Below are 13,989 nucleotides of genomic sequence, written 5' to 3'. Positions count from 1 at the left end.
CCTCCTGCTGCAGTTGCTGTGCGCCTTGGGGTGGACGGTGACAGGGGTGATGCTCATCGGCGCCGGCCCTGGCGTCGACCGGCTGGCCACCTGAGCACGCCGCCGCGGTGAGCCCCTCCATGGCGGCGCAGCTGGCGCCAATCGAAGCCTGGTTCAAGCAGCAGGGCTGGCGGCCGATGCCCTTCCAGCGCCAGTGCTGGCTTGCCTACCTGCAGGGCCGCAGCGGCCTGATCCAGGTGCCCACCGGCTCCGGCAAGACCTATGCCGCCGTGATGGGCCCGATCGCCGCCATGCTGGCCGACATCCAGGCGGGGGGTGCCCCAGGCCTGCGCCTGCTCTATCTCACCCCGCTGCGGGCCCTCAGCCGCGACCTGGCCCTGGCGATCCAGGCCCCGATCACCGCCATGGGCTGGCCCCTGCGGGTGGCGATCCGCAATGGCGACACCCCCAGCAGTGAGCGCACCCGCCAGATCAGGCGGCCGCCGGAGATCCTGATCACCACGCCGGAATCCCTGTCGTTGCTGCTGGCCAGTGCCCACACCGAGGCGCTGTTCGGCCAGCTCCAGGCGGTGGTGCTCGATGAGTGGCACGAACTGATGGGGAGCAAACGAGGCAGCCAGAGTGAGCTCTGCCTCAGCTGGCTGCGGCAGCGCCGCCCGCAGCTGCGCACCTGGGCGATCAGCGCCACCATGGGCAACCTCGAGGATGCCGCCCGGGCGGCGGTGGGGGTGACGCCCCAGGAGCCGCTGCTGATCAGCGCCAGGCTGCGTCGCGGCACGGCCATCCGCAGCCTGCTGCCCGATCAGATCGATGGCTTCCCCTGGGCCGGCCACCTGGGGCTGCGCATGCATGAGGAGCTGGTGGCGGGCCTGGATCCAGCCACCCCCACCCTGCTGTTCACCAACACCCGCAACCAGGCCGAACGCTGGTACCAGTGCCTGCGCTTCGCCTGCCCCGAGATGGAGGGGGCCCTGGCCCTGCACCACAGCGCCATCGACCGCGCCGAGCGGGAGGCGATCGAAGCCGGCGTCAAGGCCGGCCAGCTCAGCTGGGTGGTGTGCACCAGTTCGCTGGATCTGGGGGTGGACTTCCAGCCCGTGGAGCGGGTGGTGCAGATCGGCAGCGCCAAGAACCTGGCCCGGCTACTGCAGCGGGCCGGTCGCAGTGCCCACAAGCCCGGCGGCACCTCCCAGGTGCTGTTCATGCCCACCCATGCCCTGGAGCTGCTGGAGGTGAGCGCCATGCGGCGGGGCCTCGCCGAGGGGCTGGTGGAGGAGCGGCGGGCTCCGCAGGCCCCGCTCGATGTGCTGCTGCAGCACCTCACCAGCCTGGCCTGCGGCCCCGGTTTCCATCCCGAGCGGGAGCTGGCTGCGGTGCGCAGCGCCTGGAACTACCGCCACCTGAGTGAGGCCAGCTGGACCTGGTGTCTGCGCTTCCTGGAGCAGGGGGGCGACTGCCTCGGCGCCTACCCCCGCTTCCGCAAGCTCGAGCGCCAAGGGGCGGGGGAGGGCCTGCGGCTGGTGGTGAGCGAGCCCGCCATCGCCCGGCTGCACCGGCTCAACATCGGCACGATCACGGCAGACCGCGCCGTGACCGTGCGGGTGGTGCGCGGGGCCGTGCTCGGCCATGTGGAGGAGAGCTTCATCGGGCGCCTCAAGCCCGGCGATGTGTTCTTCTTCGCCGGGCGGCAGCTGGAGTTCGTGCGGCTGCGGGAGATGACGGCCCAGGTGAAAGCCACCACGCGCAAGAGCCAGGCGGTGCCGGCCTGGGCCGGCGGCCAGATGGCCCTCTCCGACCTGCTCAGCCACCACCTGCGCCAGGAGATGCACCGGGCGGCCTGCGCTCTTGAGGATCCCCAGGCGCCGCCCCTCGACACCCCTGAGCTGAAGGCCCTCGAACCGCTGCTGCGCCGCCAGGCCGACCTCTCCGCCCTGCCGCGCCAGGACCAGTTCCTGGTGGAGTTCTGCAGCAGCCGCGAGGGCCGCCATCTCTACGCCTACCCCTTCGAGGGGCGCTTCGTGCATGAGGGGATCGGCTTTCTGTGGGCCTGGCGCCTGGCCCGCCATGCCCCCAGCACGATCACCGTGTCGGTGAACGACTACGGCTTCGAGCTGCTGGCACCCCGCGGCTATCGCTTCGAGGAGCTGTTCGAGCAGCACGCCGACGAGCTGCTGGACGAGGGCGACCTCGAGGCCCATCTGGAGCAGGCCCTGAACGTGTCGGAGCTGAGCCGGCGGCGCTTCCGGGCCATTGCCCAGATCAGCGGCCTGGTGCTGAACGGCTATCCGGGCCAGGGTCGCAGTGGCGGCCAGCTGCAGATCAGCGCCGCCCTGCTGTTCGATGTGTTCCAGCGCCATGAACCCGGCAACCTGCTGCTCGCCCAGGCCCATGCCGAGGTGCTGCAGCAGCAGCTGGAGCTGCCCCGCATCGCGGCGGCGCTGCGGCGGCTGATGGGCTGCCGGCTGCTGCTGCAGCGCACCCCGCGGCCCGGGCCCCTGGCCTTCCCCCTGCTGGCAGAACGACTCAACAGCCGGCTCAGCACCGAATCCCTGCTCAGCCGGCTGCAGCGCCTGCGGGAGCAGGCCGAACGCCTGGAGGCCTGCTGAGCATGGACGGCGCTGCAGCTCAGGCCTGCTCGAGTTTCTTGACGATGAAGGCCATCAATCCCAGCGAGGCGGCCAGGGCAATCAGCAGGGCCAGGGTCATGGAGCAGCACGCAACTGAGGGGAATTATCGCCGGGTGTTCGTTTACGGAACGCTGCAGCGGGGGCTGGTGAACCATGGCTGGCTGGCGAAGAGCCCCTTCCTGGGGAACGACAGCCTGCCGGGCGCCTGGCTCCACGACCTGGGCCCCTTCCCGATGGCGGTGCCCGACCCCTCCGGCGACGCCGGGGCGCTGGTGCATGGAGAGCTGTTCGCCATCACCGAGGTCACCCTGGTGCAGCTCGATCGCCTGGAGGGCGCCCCGAGGCTCTACCAGCGCCACTGGCTACCCCTGCTGTCAGGCGCCAGCGCCTGGGTGTATCTGGGCCGCGCGCCACAGGTGCGTCACTCCCCCAGGCTCCTGGACGGCCGCTGGCGGGGCCGCCGCCGCTGAGGCACGCCGGCCGGCCTCCTACAGAGCCACCAGCCAGCGCCCACTGGCCGCCAGCAGCAGCAGGCCGGATCCCGCCAAGGCCAGGCCCAGGCGGCCGGGCTGCAGCAGGCGCAGCACCAGCGGCAGGCAGGCCAGGGCGCCCACCAGCACGCTGAGGCTCTGGCAGAACGCCAGCACGTGGGGATCGGCGCTCCACTCGGGCAGGGCGGCGATCCAGATCTGAACGCCGCTGAGGGATGAGCCCAGCCCAGCCGCAGTCACGGGCAGGAGGCGCCCGGCCTCGAGCAGGCCATGGGGCAGGTGGCGCGCCAGCAGCAGACCCCAGAGCAGGGGCAACAGGGCATAGGGCACCAGGCGCCAGCGCTCACGGCTCAGCAGCAGCCGCAGGGGCAGCAGCAGCAGGGCGGGCAGCGCCAGGGCCAGGGCTGCCACGGCCAGGCGGATCAGCAGGTCGCCGCTGTGCAGGGAAGCCGGTGCCCAGGGCAACCAGCCCAGCAGCCGCTGCCAGTGGTTGAGGCACACCCCACCGGCCAGCACCAGGATCAGGGCAGCCTCGCCGCCCGGGGGATCCATGGTCCGCTGCAGATCGGCGGCCGGCGGCCGCAGCCGCAGCTGCACCGAGCGATGGGGACAGGCCTGCGCGCAGTTGAGGCAGAGCACGCAGTTGCGGTTGTCGCTGAGGTGGGCGGGGTGGGTGCCAAGCGGACAACCCTCGCTGGCCAGGCCCTCCCCCTCCGCCGGGCCGCCCTTGAAACAGGCGTAGCTGCTGCAGCTGCCGCTGCAGGTGCCCGCCTGGGCCCGCAGCTCCAGGATCGAGAGCTTGGCGAACAGGCCGTTCATCCCCCCCACCGGGCAGAGGTAGCGGCACCAGAAGCGCTTCTCGAACGCCAGCGAACCCAGCACAGCCCCAGCGGTGATCACCAGCAGCAGGGCGCTGCTCAGCCAGGCCGTGTTCTCGAGGTTGCCCAGCTCCTCCCACACCAGGATCGCCGCGAATCCGGCCGCCAGCAGGGGCGCCGCCCAGCGGTCGGTGTCGCCGCGGGGCCAGGGGCGAGGCTGCCAGCCCAGCCAGCGCGCCAGCCGCTGCGTGATCTCGCCCCACACCATGAACGGGCAGAAGGAACACCAGAGGCGCCCCACCAGGGGATAGCCCAGCAGGATCAGGGGCCACCACCAGGCCCAGAAGAGGTTCAGGGCGCCGTTGTGCTGGCGGTCCTGGGGGCCGAACCACAGCCACAGGTTCACCAGCACGAAGACCCAGCTCACCAGGCCGAACAGCAGCGTGTTCCAGAGCCGCGGCGAGCGCATCAGGTTGCGCAGGCCGGGCTTCCAGCGCCAGAGGTCGAAGCGCAGCCGGGAGGGTCGGGTCGGTGTCCAGAACACGTCCTCGGGGAGCGTCTGAGCCGCGGCGGCCGTGGCCATCGCCGCACCGCCCCCCTGGCGCCGGGCCTGCTGCAGGGCCCTGGCCACCAGGGCGTCCAGCTCCCGCAGGTTGTTGGGGAAGTCGTAGGCCTGGAGCCGCTTCACCACCGCCTCGCTCACCCGGGGGGCGACCGTCCAGCCGAGCCCAGGGGCTCTCAGGCGCACGATGTAGCGCAACCACTCACCCAGGTCCTGGCGCCGCACCCGCAGCGGCGGCACGCGGATCACCTGGCACAGCCCATCGAGCTGGGGCTGGGCGCACTCCGCCGTGAACAGAAGCCGCCCGCGGAACTGACGCCACGGGCCATTCCCAGCGGGGGCCCGCCAGCGCCCCGTGGCGGCCAGCTCCAGGAGGGCCGGCAGCAGGGCCTCTGGCACCTGGTCCACCTGGTCAATGAGCAGGGAGCCTTCCCCGAGGGAATCCAGCAGGAAACCGACGCCGTCGCTGCCGGAGGGGCCGAACAGGTTGGCCCCATCGCCGCGCAGGCTGGCCCCGGCGAGGCGCACCAGCAGCCGGCGCCGGCATGGCGAACCGAAGTGAATCAGGGCGGCGATGTTGTCTTTCTCCAGCCCGGGCTCGCCGCTCACCAGCACGGCCTTCCTGGCCGGGTCTGCCGCCGCCTGGCGAATCTGCTCCCTCAGGCGAGAGGCATAACGACTGCTGCCCACAACCCCACGCCGGGCACGCCCCACCAAAAAGGGTGCCAGCTTGAGATAGGCGGCTGAGGGATCAGAAGCTGGGATTGGGCTAGCAGACACTGCTCTGGCGGCAACGACAATTCAGTCAGCCCGGCCGCTGCTGCGACAAAGCTTGGTGAGTGGATCAATTCACACTGAGAAAGTGTTGTCGGAAGCCAGCCATCGCAGGGTTAAAGATCCTTCTACCACCCAGCCTGAACCACCGTGTTCCGGGCAAGATTCTAATGTTGAGCGGGAGGATGCTGCGGTTGTCACTCATCCTGAACACGCTTGTTTTGCAAGGCTAGTCCAGTTGCCGCTGAACTCCCCAGGCGTGGCGCTAATGAGTTGAACTTCTTGACTCACCTGGTGCCAAGATGCAACTTATTGCGCTCATTCAAGGCCTCGATGCCCCCATCATCCTGTTCTGCGGCCCACAACCCCACGCCGCAGCTTGAGGGCAGCACAGTCAGCTTTCACTGGCAGGGCCAGGTCCTTGAGCTCCTGGGCGGCCGCGCCGCCTGGGATCCCCAGCGGCACGTGCTGCTATTGGCCGACCTGCACCTCGGCAAGGCCGAGAGCTTCCAGGCCCACGGCATCCCCCTGCCCAGCGATGGCGATGCCGCCACCCTGAACGCCCTGCTGGCCCTGGCCCATCCACTGCGGCCCAGCCGGGTGGTGGTGCTGGGCGATCTGATCCACAGCCGCCACGGGCTCACCGCCGAGCTGCGGGCCAAGCTGGCGGCCCTGCCGGAGCTGCTCGGCTGTGGCCTGCAGCTGGTGGGCGGCAACCATGAGCGCGGCAGCTGGATCGATGGCCTGCCCCAGGAACCCTCCCAGGCGCTGGGCCCCTGGTGGCTCAGTCACAGCCCTGAATCCAGCCCCGGCCGCCTCAACCTCTGCGGCCACCTGCACCCGGTGGCCCTGGTGGGCCGCGGCGCGGACCGCCTGCGGCTGCCCTGCTTCAGCTACTGCGCCAGCCAGGAGCGCCTGGCCCTGCCGGCCTTCGGCGCCCTCACCGGCGGCCACCCCACGGCCCCGGGCGAACGGCGCTGGCTGGTGGCCGACGGCCAGGTGCTCGCCTGGGACGGCTGAACGGGGGGGAGGCAAGCCCTGCCCGTTCAAGCGGTATCGCTCAGGCGCCGGCCTGGGCCAGGGCCCGCACCACATCCCCGCGGGTGAGCACGCCCACGGGACGGTGCCCGCCATCCACCACAAACAGCCGCTGGGTGCTGCTTTCGTGCAGCTGGCGGGCCGCCGCCGGCAGGGGCAGCTCGGCCGGGCAGGTGTGGGGGCTGGGGCGCATCACTTCCCCCACGGTGCTGCCCAGCACCTGGTGCACCTGCTTGTCCCACTGCAGGGGATTGCGCAGGTAGATCACGGCATCGAGCAGCATCACGTAGGGGCCGGCATCGAAGCCGCTCTCGCGCACCATCAGGTCCTGTTCGGTGAGCTCGCCCACCAGGGCGCCGCCCCCATCCACCACCGGCAGCCCGCCGATGTGGTGCTCGCTCATCAGCTTCACCGCCTCCTGCAGGGGCGTGTCCACCGCCACGCTCAGAACCGGGCTACTCATCACGGCGGAGACCGACTGTTGGACCATGGGCTGCTGGAGCGGCGTGTCGGCCATTCTGAGCCTGTGGCCGGGAGCCGGGATGAAGGGCAACAGGATGCGACGCCTGGCCGATGGCCTCACCGTGCTGCGGGCCGTGCTGGGGCTCCCCCTGCTGCTGGCCCTGCTGGCGGGCCAGCCCGTGCTGGCCTGGCTGCTGCTGCTGCTGGGGGGGCTGAGCGACTGGGCCGATGGCGTGCTGGCCCGCCGCGCCGGCGGCGGCTCGGTGTGGGGTGCCCGCCTCGATCCGCTCACCGACAAGATCCTGATCAGCGCGCCGCTGCTGTGGCTCGGGGCCCAGGGGGTGCTGCCCCTGGCGGCCGTGTGGCTGTTGCTGGCCCGCGAGCTGCTGATTTCCGGCTGGCGGGCCGGCCAGGGCGGCGGCGGCCCCGCCTCCCTGGCCGGCAAGCTCAAGACCGTGCTGCAGTTCAGCAGCCTGCTGCTGCTGCTCTGGCCCTGGCCGGGCCAGGCGCTGCTGGTGCCGCTGGGCTGGTGGCTCTTCTGGCCCTCCCTGCTGCTGGCCCTGAGCTCAGCCTGGGGCTACCTGCGCCGCGCCTGAACCGCTGAGCAGGACCTCGTCGGCGGAGAAGTCGGGGGTGCCGGGAGCCCGCAGGGCGTAGTCGTGGCTGTAGCTGTCCTTGAGGGTGGCCTCCAGGTCGAAGGCGGGCTCCCAGGCCAGTTCGCGCCGCACCCGGGTGGTGTCGGTGAGGAAGTGGGCCAGCCGCAGCGGGAAGGCCTTGCGGGCCTTCTTGTCCAGGCCGGCGGGATCGAAGCTGCGCACGTCCACGCTGGCGGGATCCTGGCCGCAGGCCCGGGCTGCGGCATCCACCAGCCCCCGGAAGGTCACGCCCTTGCTGCCGGTGCAGTTGTAGATGCGGTTGGTGGCGGTCTCCACCTCGATGCAGCGCGCCATCGCGGCCGCCAGGTCCTTCACGTGGCCCAGCTGGGTGATGGTGCTGCCGTCGCCCGGCAGGGGCAGGGGCCGGCCATGCAGGATCCGATCGAAAAACCAGCTCTCCACAGGGTTGTAGTTGCCCGGACCCACGATGTAGGTGGGCCGGAAGCTGGTGAAGGGAATCCCCTGCTGGCGCAGCCAGGTTTCGGTCTCCGCCTTGCCGGCGTGGCGGCTGGCCGGATCGGTGGGGGCGTCCTCATCCAGGGGCCAGAGCTCGGAATCGGCATAGACCCCCGCCGAGCTCACATAGACGAAGCGATGGCTGGGGGGGCCGGTGCGCTCCAGCACGGCGCGGGAATCCTCCAGGCTGCGGCCGGAGCTGTCCACGATCACATCGAAGCGCTCGCCGGCCAGCAGCTCCAGGGCCGCAAGGTCGCTGCGATCCCCCACCAGGTGCCGGGGGCCGGCCGGCACCGGGTTGCGGCCACGGGTGAACAGGGTGAGCTCATGGCCGCAGGCCAGCAGCTGCTCCACCAGGGGCTTGCCCACAAAACGGGTTCCGCCCATGACGAGGATCTGCATGGCACTGCTGCGCAACTGGAGCGCCATTCTCCAGGCTCACCCCTCCAGCCCCCCCCGCTCCGATGCCGTGGAACCGATGCGCCTGAGCCAGGCCTACACCGCCCAGCCCGCTGCGCCGCAGGACACCCGCGGCTATCGCCACTTCGCCCTGGTGGGCCAGCGGGGCAAGGCCGCCGGCCGCGCCGTGGAGCTGGCCGCCGTGCTGGATCCAAGCCTGCGGCTGCTGGTGCCGCTGCAGCAGCTGCGCGACAGGCGGCTCTGGCAGCCTGGCTGGCAACAGCTGCGGCGCCCCATGCAGATCATTCCCGCCATCGACCTGCTGGACGGGCACTGCGTGCGTCTGCACCAGGGGGATTACGACCAGGTGACGCGCTTTTCAGGCGATCCGGTGGCCCAGGCCCTGAGCTGGCAGGCCCAGGGCGCCCAGCAGCTGCATCTGGTGGATCTGGATGGGGCACGCACCGGCACCCCACTCAACGACGCCGTGGTGAAGGCGATCACCGCCGCCCTGACGATCCCGGTGCAGCTGGGGGGCGGTGTGCGCACGGCGGAGCGGGCCGAGGAGCTGCTGGCCTGTGGGCTCGAGCGGGTGATCCTGGGCACGGTGGCCGCCGAACAGCCGCAGCTGGTGGATGAGCTGGCCCGCCGTCATCCGGGGCGGATCGTGGTGGGAATCGATGCCCGTGACGGCAAGGTGGCCACCCGCGGCTGGCTGGATGGCAGCAGTCTGGAAGCCACGGCATTGGCCAGGCGCTTCAACGGCAGCGGCATCGCGGCGATCATCAGCACCGACATCGCCACCGACGGCACCCTGGCCGGCCCGAACCTGGAGGCCCTGCGGGCCATGGCTGAGGCCAGTGCGGTTCCGGTGATCGCCTCCGGGGGCGTCGGCTGCCTGGAGCACCTGCTCTCACTGCTGAGCCTGGTGCCGCTGGGGGTGGAGGGGGTGATCCTGGGCCGCGCCCTCTACGACGGCCGTGTCGACCTGGCTGAGGCGATGGCCGCCGTGGCCGATGGCAGGCTTCAAGACGTGACGACCCCACCGGAAAGCGCATCGATCGCCTGAGCCTGGCCGGCCCAGCCATGGCGCCTTGGCCTGGGCGTACACGGACCACTTGTGGGTTGGCCTATAACAGAGGTGCTCCCTTCCAGGTGGTTCGCTTGAGCACGGCGGCCCAGACAGCTCAGACAGGCACGGTGGCCGAGCCTGAGACCAGGGCCGTGCCTGACTGCGCCGAAGCGGTGTATAGACGCTGCAGGGATCTGGGCATGCGGCTGAGCCGCCAACGTCGCATGGTGCTGGATCTGCTCTGGGCCGAGAAAAGCCATCTGAGCGCCCGCGACATCTTCGAAAAGCTCAACGACCTGGGCCGCAACATCGGCCACACGTCCGTCTATCAGAATCTGGAAGCGCTGCAATCGGCAGGAGTGATCGAGTGCCTCGACCGCGCCAGTGGCCGCCTCTACGGCTACCGCAGTGATCCCCACAGCCACATCACCTGCCTCGATTCCGGGGCCATCGAGGATCTCGATGTGGCCCTGCCCGCCGAACTGCTGGAGCAGATCGAGCGGTCCACCGGCTACCGCATCGAGTCGTACACCCTCAACCTCACCGGTCGTCGCCCCAGCGGCAGCAGCTCCGATCAGCCTGTGGATCTCCGTGGCTGAGGCCGTTACCTTGGGCCATCACCAGGGCCTGGGTGCGTGACTCCGCAGCTACTGCTGTTCGCTGAACCCCTGGTGGCCGGCGGACTGATCCGCCTCATCCAGGACCATGGCGATGACCTGGTGGTGGTCACCAACCCCTCCGAACTTGTGGGGGCCCCCCAGCTGGTGATCTGGCGCCCCGCGGCTGCCACCAGCGCAGCCGACCTGAGCCGCGAGTCGCTGCTGCTGCGGGAGCGATGGCGGCCTGCGCCCCTGCTGCTGCTGCTGGCTGCGGGCCATGGCATCGCCGCCTCATCACTGCTGCAATTGGGGGTCCACGGGCTGCTGGAGGCCCCAGGCAGCGACGAGCTGCTGGAGGCGATCCGCACCCTGCGGGCCGGCGGCCGGGTGCTGCAGCTGCAGGCCCCCACGCTCCCGGGCGATGCCGCCAACCCCGCCAGCTCGAACCAGGCCGCCGGCGGCGCGGGCAGCGGCTGGGCCACGGGCCTGGGCCAGCGCCTCCTGCTCGACGGCCTCGAGCAGATCGATGCCGCCAGCGCCCTCTGCCTGCGGCTGCTCGATCCGCCTCCCCAGGCACCCCTGCAGCGCTGGATCCTGGAGGGAAGAGTGCGGGAACTGGCCTGTGCCCGCCAGCTGCTGCTGCTGATCTGGGGCCCGGTGAGCCTGGCCTGGGGCCTGCCGGAGCAGCAGACACCGCCCCCCACGTCCACCACCAACCCCGGCCGGGGCACGAGTCTCACCCTGCAGCAGCGCAACGCCGCCGGCATCTGGCAGGCCGTGCGCCTGCGGCTGGAGACGGCCATCGGCCCTGGCCTCGACAACCGCAGCGGTCAGCTGCTGGCCATCGAGGGGCTCAGTCCACAGCGCTGCCGCGACCTGCTCCTGGCCCTGCTGGACCAGCTCGAGAGTCTGCGCTGCCAGCTTGCCGACGAGCCTGGCGCGGCGAACACGCTGCTGCAGCGCTGGCTCGAACTGCAGCCCCAGCTGCGCGAGCAGGCCCTGCGCAGCATGGCCAGCCCCTACGTGCAGCTCCCCCGCCTGGGCACGCTCGAACCGGTGGCCACGGCCCTGGTGCAGACCAGTGATCTGGCGGCCAGCGACCCCGAGCTGCCGGACGCCCAGGCGATGCTGGCCACCCTGGTGCTGGCCCAGCCGCTGCTGGTGGAGGGCCAACTGGTGGCCGCCGATGAGCTCCAGGCCCTGTTGCACCTGGAACGCCTGGTGGCCAACTGGCTGATGCGCACCGCCGAACTGCTGGCGGCGGAGGTGCTCAGCTGCTGCGGCGCCTGGCCGGAGCTGCGCCGCTACCTGCTCAGGCCCGAGCTGCTCTCCACCCGCAACCTGGAACGGCTGCGCAACCAGCTCAATGCCCAGCAGCGCTGGAGCGAGTGGTTCGAGCGCCCGATCGCCATCTACGAAAGCCGCCGCCAGCTGCTCTGCGTGGAAGCCGGTCGCATCGCCACCCTCCACCTGGTGGAACCCCGCGACGGGGAGCTGCGCCGGCTCGGTCCCCTGCAGCAGCTGGTGACGCTGGCCCTGGAAAGCCGCGACGCCGTGGCCCCTCAGCTGCGCCAGCTGATCCAGGGGCTCGGCAACCTGGTGGTGGTGCTGCTCACCCAGGTGGTGGGCCGGGCGATCGGGCTGATCGGCAGGGGCATCCTGCAGGGGATGGGCCGGCGGCCCAGCAGCCCCTAGCCCGCGCGCAGGCCGGCACCATCGGCCCTTCACAATGGGCCCATCGCCGGGGCCCCGATGTCAACGATGCAACGCACAGTCACAGGCCGGGATGGCCGCCCGCGAGCGGCCCGGCCAGGCGCGTGGCACCTGAGCGGCGAGCGGTGCTCCCTGCTCAGGACACTGCTGGGCCCTGCCCTGAGCCTGGTTCTGGCCCTGGGGCTTGGTCTTGGCCTCGGCGGTGCTCCCGCCCAGGCGGCCCTCACCACCAACAGCTACGACGGCAACATCTACGCCCTCTACGCCGGCAACGGTTCCCTGGTGCCGCCGCGCACCAGCCTGGCCAAGACCCTGGAGGAGCACAGGCCGGCCCTGGTGGTCTATTACCTCGATGACGACAGCGCCAGCAAGGCCTTCGCGCCGGTGGTGTCTGAGCTGCAGCGGCTCTGGGGCACCAGCATCGAGCTGATCCCCCTGGTCACCGATCCCCTGCAGAACCGTCCCACCACGGGGCCCTCGGATCCGGCCTACTACTGGCACGGCCACACCCCCCAGGTGGTGGTGCTCGATGGCGACGGCCAGGTGCTGCTCGATGAGGAGGGGCAGGTGGGCCTGGATCGCATCAATCCAGCGGTGAGCCAGGCCACCGGCCTGGAGCTGCCCGACAGCTTCAAGAGCAGCGGCAGCATGAGCTTCAACGAGCTCAACACCGAGGTGCTGAGCGGGCGATGAGCAGCGATGGCCACGCCACGCGGCTGGAGAGCGACAGCCTCGGCAGCCTGGCCGTGCCGGCCGAGCACTACTGGGGCGCCCAGACCCAGCGCTCGATCCACTTCTTCCCCTTCGGGCAGGCCATGCCCCTGGCCGTGGTGCACGCCTTCGGCCAGCTCAAGGCCGCCTGCGCCGAGGTGAACGCCGCCGAGGGCAAGCTCACGCCTCACCTGGCCGACCTGATCGTGGCGGCGGCCGAGCAGGTGGCCCGGGGCGAGCTCGATGCTGAATTCCCCCTGAAGGTGTGGCAGACGGGCTCCGGCACCCAGACCAACATGAACGTCAACGAGGTGATCGCCAACCGGGCGATCGAAGCCTGTGGCGGGGTGCTGGGCAGCAAGGCACCGGTGCACCCCAACGACCATGTGAATCTCAGCCAGTCGAGCAACGACACCTTCCCGGCTGCCCTGCACGTGGCGGTGGCGCTGCAGCTGGAGCGGGGGCTGATCCCGGCGCTGCAGGCCCTGCAGCAGGAACTGGCTCAGAAGGCGGCAGCCTTCAGCGGCATCGTCAAGATCGGCCGCACCCACCTCCAGGATGCGGTGCCGCTCAGCCTCGGCCAGGAGTTCAGCGGCTATGCGGCCCAGTTGCAGCTTGGGCTTGAGAGCCTGACCGCCACCTTGCCCCAGGTGAGGCAACTGGCCATCGGCGCCACCGCCGTGGGCACGGGTCTCAACGCTCCGGCGGGCTTTGGTGAGGCCGTGGCCGCCCGGCTCTCGGCCCGGCTGGCGCTGCCGTTCACCAGTGCCCCCAACAAGTTCCAGGCGCTGGCGGGCCATGAGCCCCTGGCTGCCCTGCACGGAGCCCTCACCGTGCTGGCCGGATCCCTGCTGAAGATCGCCAACGACATCCGCTGGCTGGCCAGTGGACCCCGCTGCGGCCTTGGTGAGCTGGTGTTGCCTGAGAACGAACCGGGCAGCTCGATCATGCCTGGCAAGGTGAATCCCACCCAGTGCGAGAGCCTCACCATGGTGGCGGTGCAGGTGATGGGCAACAACACCGCCGTGCAGATGGCCGCCAGCCAGGGCAACTTCGAGCTGAACGTGTTCAAGCCCCTGATCGCCCACAACGTGCTGGAGAGCATCGCCCTGCTGCAGGGAAGCTGCACGGCCTTCCGCCAGCATTGTCTGGAGGGCCTCCGGGCCGATGAGGCCCGCATCGCCACCCTGCTCGACCAGAGCCTGATGCTGGTCACGGCCCTCACCCCCGTGATCGGCTACGACCGTGCCAGCGCCATTGCCAGCCACGCCCACCGGCAGGGCCTCAGCCTGAAGGAAGCGGCCCTGGTGCTGGGAGAGCTGAGCGGGGAAGACTTCGATCGCTGGGTGCAGCCCAATCAGATGCTGGGATCGGCAGCGCAGGGCTGAGCTGGCGCCGGCTTCGAGCCCCGGTAACAATTACCACAACGCTCAGCCAACACCTGGGAGAGGGTCTGAGGGCGGAAGCAGTTTCTAGGGTTCCGGTCCCGTTCAGCGATGGCCCCAGGGTCCTGCTGAAGAGACGTCTGGTCCGAGAGAAGCTCACCGGGGCCACCCGGTTGCACGGAGGGATAAAAGCCCGGGAGACCGCAACCCCCACCTCCGTGTTGTG

12 protein-coding genes, 1 pseudogene and 1 riboswitch are annotated in these 13,989 nt (G+C 70.6%); of the genes and pseudogenes, 10 read left to right on the top strand and 3 right to left on the bottom strand.

Features of this window, described 5'->3' with window-relative positions:
• Positions 1-119: 119 nt before the first annotated feature.
• Together CyaNS01_RS05270 and CyaNS01_RS05265 are read left to right on the top strand one after the other, a co-directional pair.
• A complete protein-coding gene (locus CyaNS01_RS05270) occupies positions 120-2,606 on the top strand; it encodes a ligase-associated DNA damage response DEXH box helicase (protein WP_186700304.1) in 2,487 nt (828 codons plus the stop codon).
• Positions 2,607-2,650: 44 nt separating this feature from the next.
• Positions 2,651-3,097 carry a gamma-glutamylcyclotransferase gene (locus CyaNS01_RS05265; RefSeq protein WP_225875906.1) on the top strand — a complete coding sequence of 149 codons (447 nt, stop codon included), beginning with the start codon at positions 2,651-2,653 and terminating at the stop codon, positions 3,095-3,097.
• 18 nt (positions 3,098-3,115) lie between these two features.
• On the opposite strand, the gene CyaNS01_RS05260 is transcribed toward CyaNS01_RS05265, so the two are convergent.
• Positions 3,116-5,263 carry a 4Fe-4S binding protein gene (locus CyaNS01_RS05260; protein ID WP_370561775.1) on the bottom strand — a complete coding sequence of 716 codons (2,148 nt, stop codon included), beginning with the start codon at positions 5,261-5,263 and terminating at the stop codon, positions 3,116-3,118.
• A gap of 342 nt (positions 5,264-5,605) precedes the next feature.
• Here CyaNS01_RS05260 and pdeM point away from each other — a divergent pair, with 342 nt between their 5' ends.
• A complete protein-coding gene (gene pdeM, locus CyaNS01_RS05255; RefSeq protein WP_186699429.1) occupies positions 5,606-6,292 on the top strand; it encodes a ligase-associated DNA damage response endonuclease PdeM in 687 nt (228 codons plus the stop codon).
• A gap of 40 nt (positions 6,293-6,332) precedes the next feature.
• Here the strand turns inward: pdeM and CyaNS01_RS05250 are convergent, their stop codons facing one another.
• The gene (locus CyaNS01_RS05250; protein WP_186699427.1) at positions 6,333-6,773 is read right to left on the bottom strand and encodes a CBS domain-containing protein; all 441 of its coding nucleotides are present in this window, start codon (positions 6,771-6,773) and stop codon (positions 6,333-6,335) included.
• A gap of 94 nt (positions 6,774-6,867) precedes the next feature.
• On the opposite strand from CyaNS01_RS05250, the gene CyaNS01_RS05245 reads away from it, so the two are divergent.
• A complete protein-coding gene (locus CyaNS01_RS05245) occupies positions 6,868-7,368 on the top strand; it encodes a CDP-alcohol phosphatidyltransferase family protein (RefSeq protein ID WP_370561772.1) in 501 nt (166 codons plus the stop codon).
• Here the strand turns inward: CyaNS01_RS05245 and CyaNS01_RS05240 are convergent.
• Positions 7,339-8,286 (bottom strand): NAD-dependent epimerase/dehydratase family protein, encoded by a 948-nt coding sequence (locus CyaNS01_RS05240; RefSeq protein WP_186699425.1) that lies wholly within the window; start codon positions 8,284-8,286, stop codon positions 7,339-7,341. The genes CyaNS01_RS05245 and CyaNS01_RS05240 overlap by 30 nt on opposite strands.
• Here CyaNS01_RS05240 and CyaNS01_RS14465 point away from each other — a divergent pair.
• The 6 genes and pseudogenes from CyaNS01_RS14465 to fumC all read left to right on the top strand — a co-directional run.
• Positions 8,270-8,551 (top strand): annotated as a pseudogene (locus CyaNS01_RS14465) (TIGR02450 family Trp-rich protein); the annotation flags it as partial. The gene CyaNS01_RS05240 and the pseudogene CyaNS01_RS14465 overlap by 17 nt on opposite strands.
• Positions 8,552-8,578: 27 nt before the next feature.
• Positions 8,579-9,352, top strand: a complete 774-nt coding sequence (gene hisA, locus CyaNS01_RS05235) for a 1-(5-phosphoribosyl)-5-[(5-phosphoribosylamino)methylideneamino]imidazole-4-carboxamide isomerase (protein WP_225875905.1) — start codon at positions 8,579-8,581, stop codon at positions 9,350-9,352.
• 203 nt (positions 9,353-9,555) lie between these two features.
• Positions 9,556-9,954 (top strand): transcriptional repressor, encoded by a 399-nt coding sequence (locus tag CyaNS01_RS05230; RefSeq protein WP_225875904.1) that lies wholly within the window; start codon positions 9,556-9,558, stop codon positions 9,952-9,954.
• A 36-nt stretch (positions 9,955-9,990) separates the two neighbouring features.
• The gene (locus CyaNS01_RS05225; protein WP_186699423.1) at positions 9,991-11,649 is read left to right on the top strand and encodes a DUF3685 domain-containing protein; all 1,659 of its coding nucleotides are present in this window, start codon (positions 9,991-9,993) and stop codon (positions 11,647-11,649) included.
• Positions 11,650-11,715: 66 nt separating this feature from the next.
• A complete protein-coding gene (locus CyaNS01_RS05220; RefSeq protein WP_186699421.1) occupies positions 11,716-12,360 on the top strand; it encodes a thylakoid membrane photosystem I accumulation factor in 645 nt (214 codons plus the stop codon).
• The gene (gene fumC, locus CyaNS01_RS05215; RefSeq protein WP_186699419.1) at positions 12,357-13,766 is read left to right on the top strand and encodes a class II fumarate hydratase; all 1,410 of its coding nucleotides are present in this window, start codon (positions 12,357-12,359) and stop codon (positions 13,764-13,766) included. The genes CyaNS01_RS05220 and fumC overlap by 4 nt, the downstream gene beginning before the upstream one ends.
• A gap of 73 nt (positions 13,767-13,839) precedes the next feature.
• Positions 13,840-13,965: riboswitch (guanidine-I (ykkC/yxkD leader) on the top strand.
• Positions 13,966-13,989 lie beyond the last annotated feature (24 nt).

The sequence above is a fragment of the Cyanobium sp. NS01 genome, from assembly GCF_014280235.1.
In the GTDB taxonomy this organism is placed as follows: domain Bacteria; phylum Cyanobacteriota; class Cyanobacteriia; order PCC-6307; family Cyanobiaceae; genus NIES-981.
Note: the sequence above shows the minus strand (reverse complement) of the source record. Positions and strands in the feature narration are given on the sequence as shown.

What these genes read in the sequence shown, in the direction of transcription:
- CyaNS01_RS05245 (WP_370561772.1), top strand. Translation starts at nt 6,868, where the DNA reads ATGCGACGCCTGGCCGATGGCCTCACCGTGCTGCGGGCCGTGCTGGGG.
- CyaNS01_RS05250 (WP_186699427.1), bottom strand. Translation starts at nt 6,773, where the DNA reads ATGAGTAGCCCGGTTCTGAGCGTGGCGGTGGACACGCCCCTGCAGGAG.
- CyaNS01_RS05265 (WP_225875906.1), top strand. Translation starts at nt 2,651, where the DNA reads ATGAAGGCCATCAATCCCAGCGAGGCGGCCAGGGCAATCAGCAGGGCC.
- fumC (WP_186699419.1), top strand. Translation starts at nt 12,357, where the DNA reads ATGAGCAGCGATGGCCACGCCACGCGGCTGGAGAGCGACAGCCTCGGC.
- pdeM (WP_186699429.1), top strand. Translation starts at nt 5,606, where the DNA reads ATGCCCCCATCATCCTGTTCTGCGGCCCACAACCCCACGCCGCAGCTT.
- CyaNS01_RS05220 (WP_186699421.1), top strand. Translation starts at nt 11,716, where the DNA reads ATGCAACGCACAGTCACAGGCCGGGATGGCCGCCCGCGAGCGGCCCGG.
- CyaNS01_RS05270 (WP_186700304.1), top strand. Translation starts at nt 120, where the DNA reads ATGGCGGCGCAGCTGGCGCCAATCGAAGCCTGGTTCAAGCAGCAGGGC.
- CyaNS01_RS05230 (WP_225875904.1), top strand. Translation starts at nt 9,556, where the DNA reads ATGCGGCTGAGCCGCCAACGTCGCATGGTGCTGGATCTGCTCTGGGCC.
- hisA (WP_225875905.1), top strand. Translation starts at nt 8,579, where the DNA reads ATGCAGATCATTCCCGCCATCGACCTGCTGGACGGGCACTGCGTGCGT.
- CyaNS01_RS05240 (WP_186699425.1), bottom strand. Translation starts at nt 8,286, where the DNA reads ATGCAGATCCTCGTCATGGGCGGAACCCGTTTTGTGGGCAAGCCCCTG.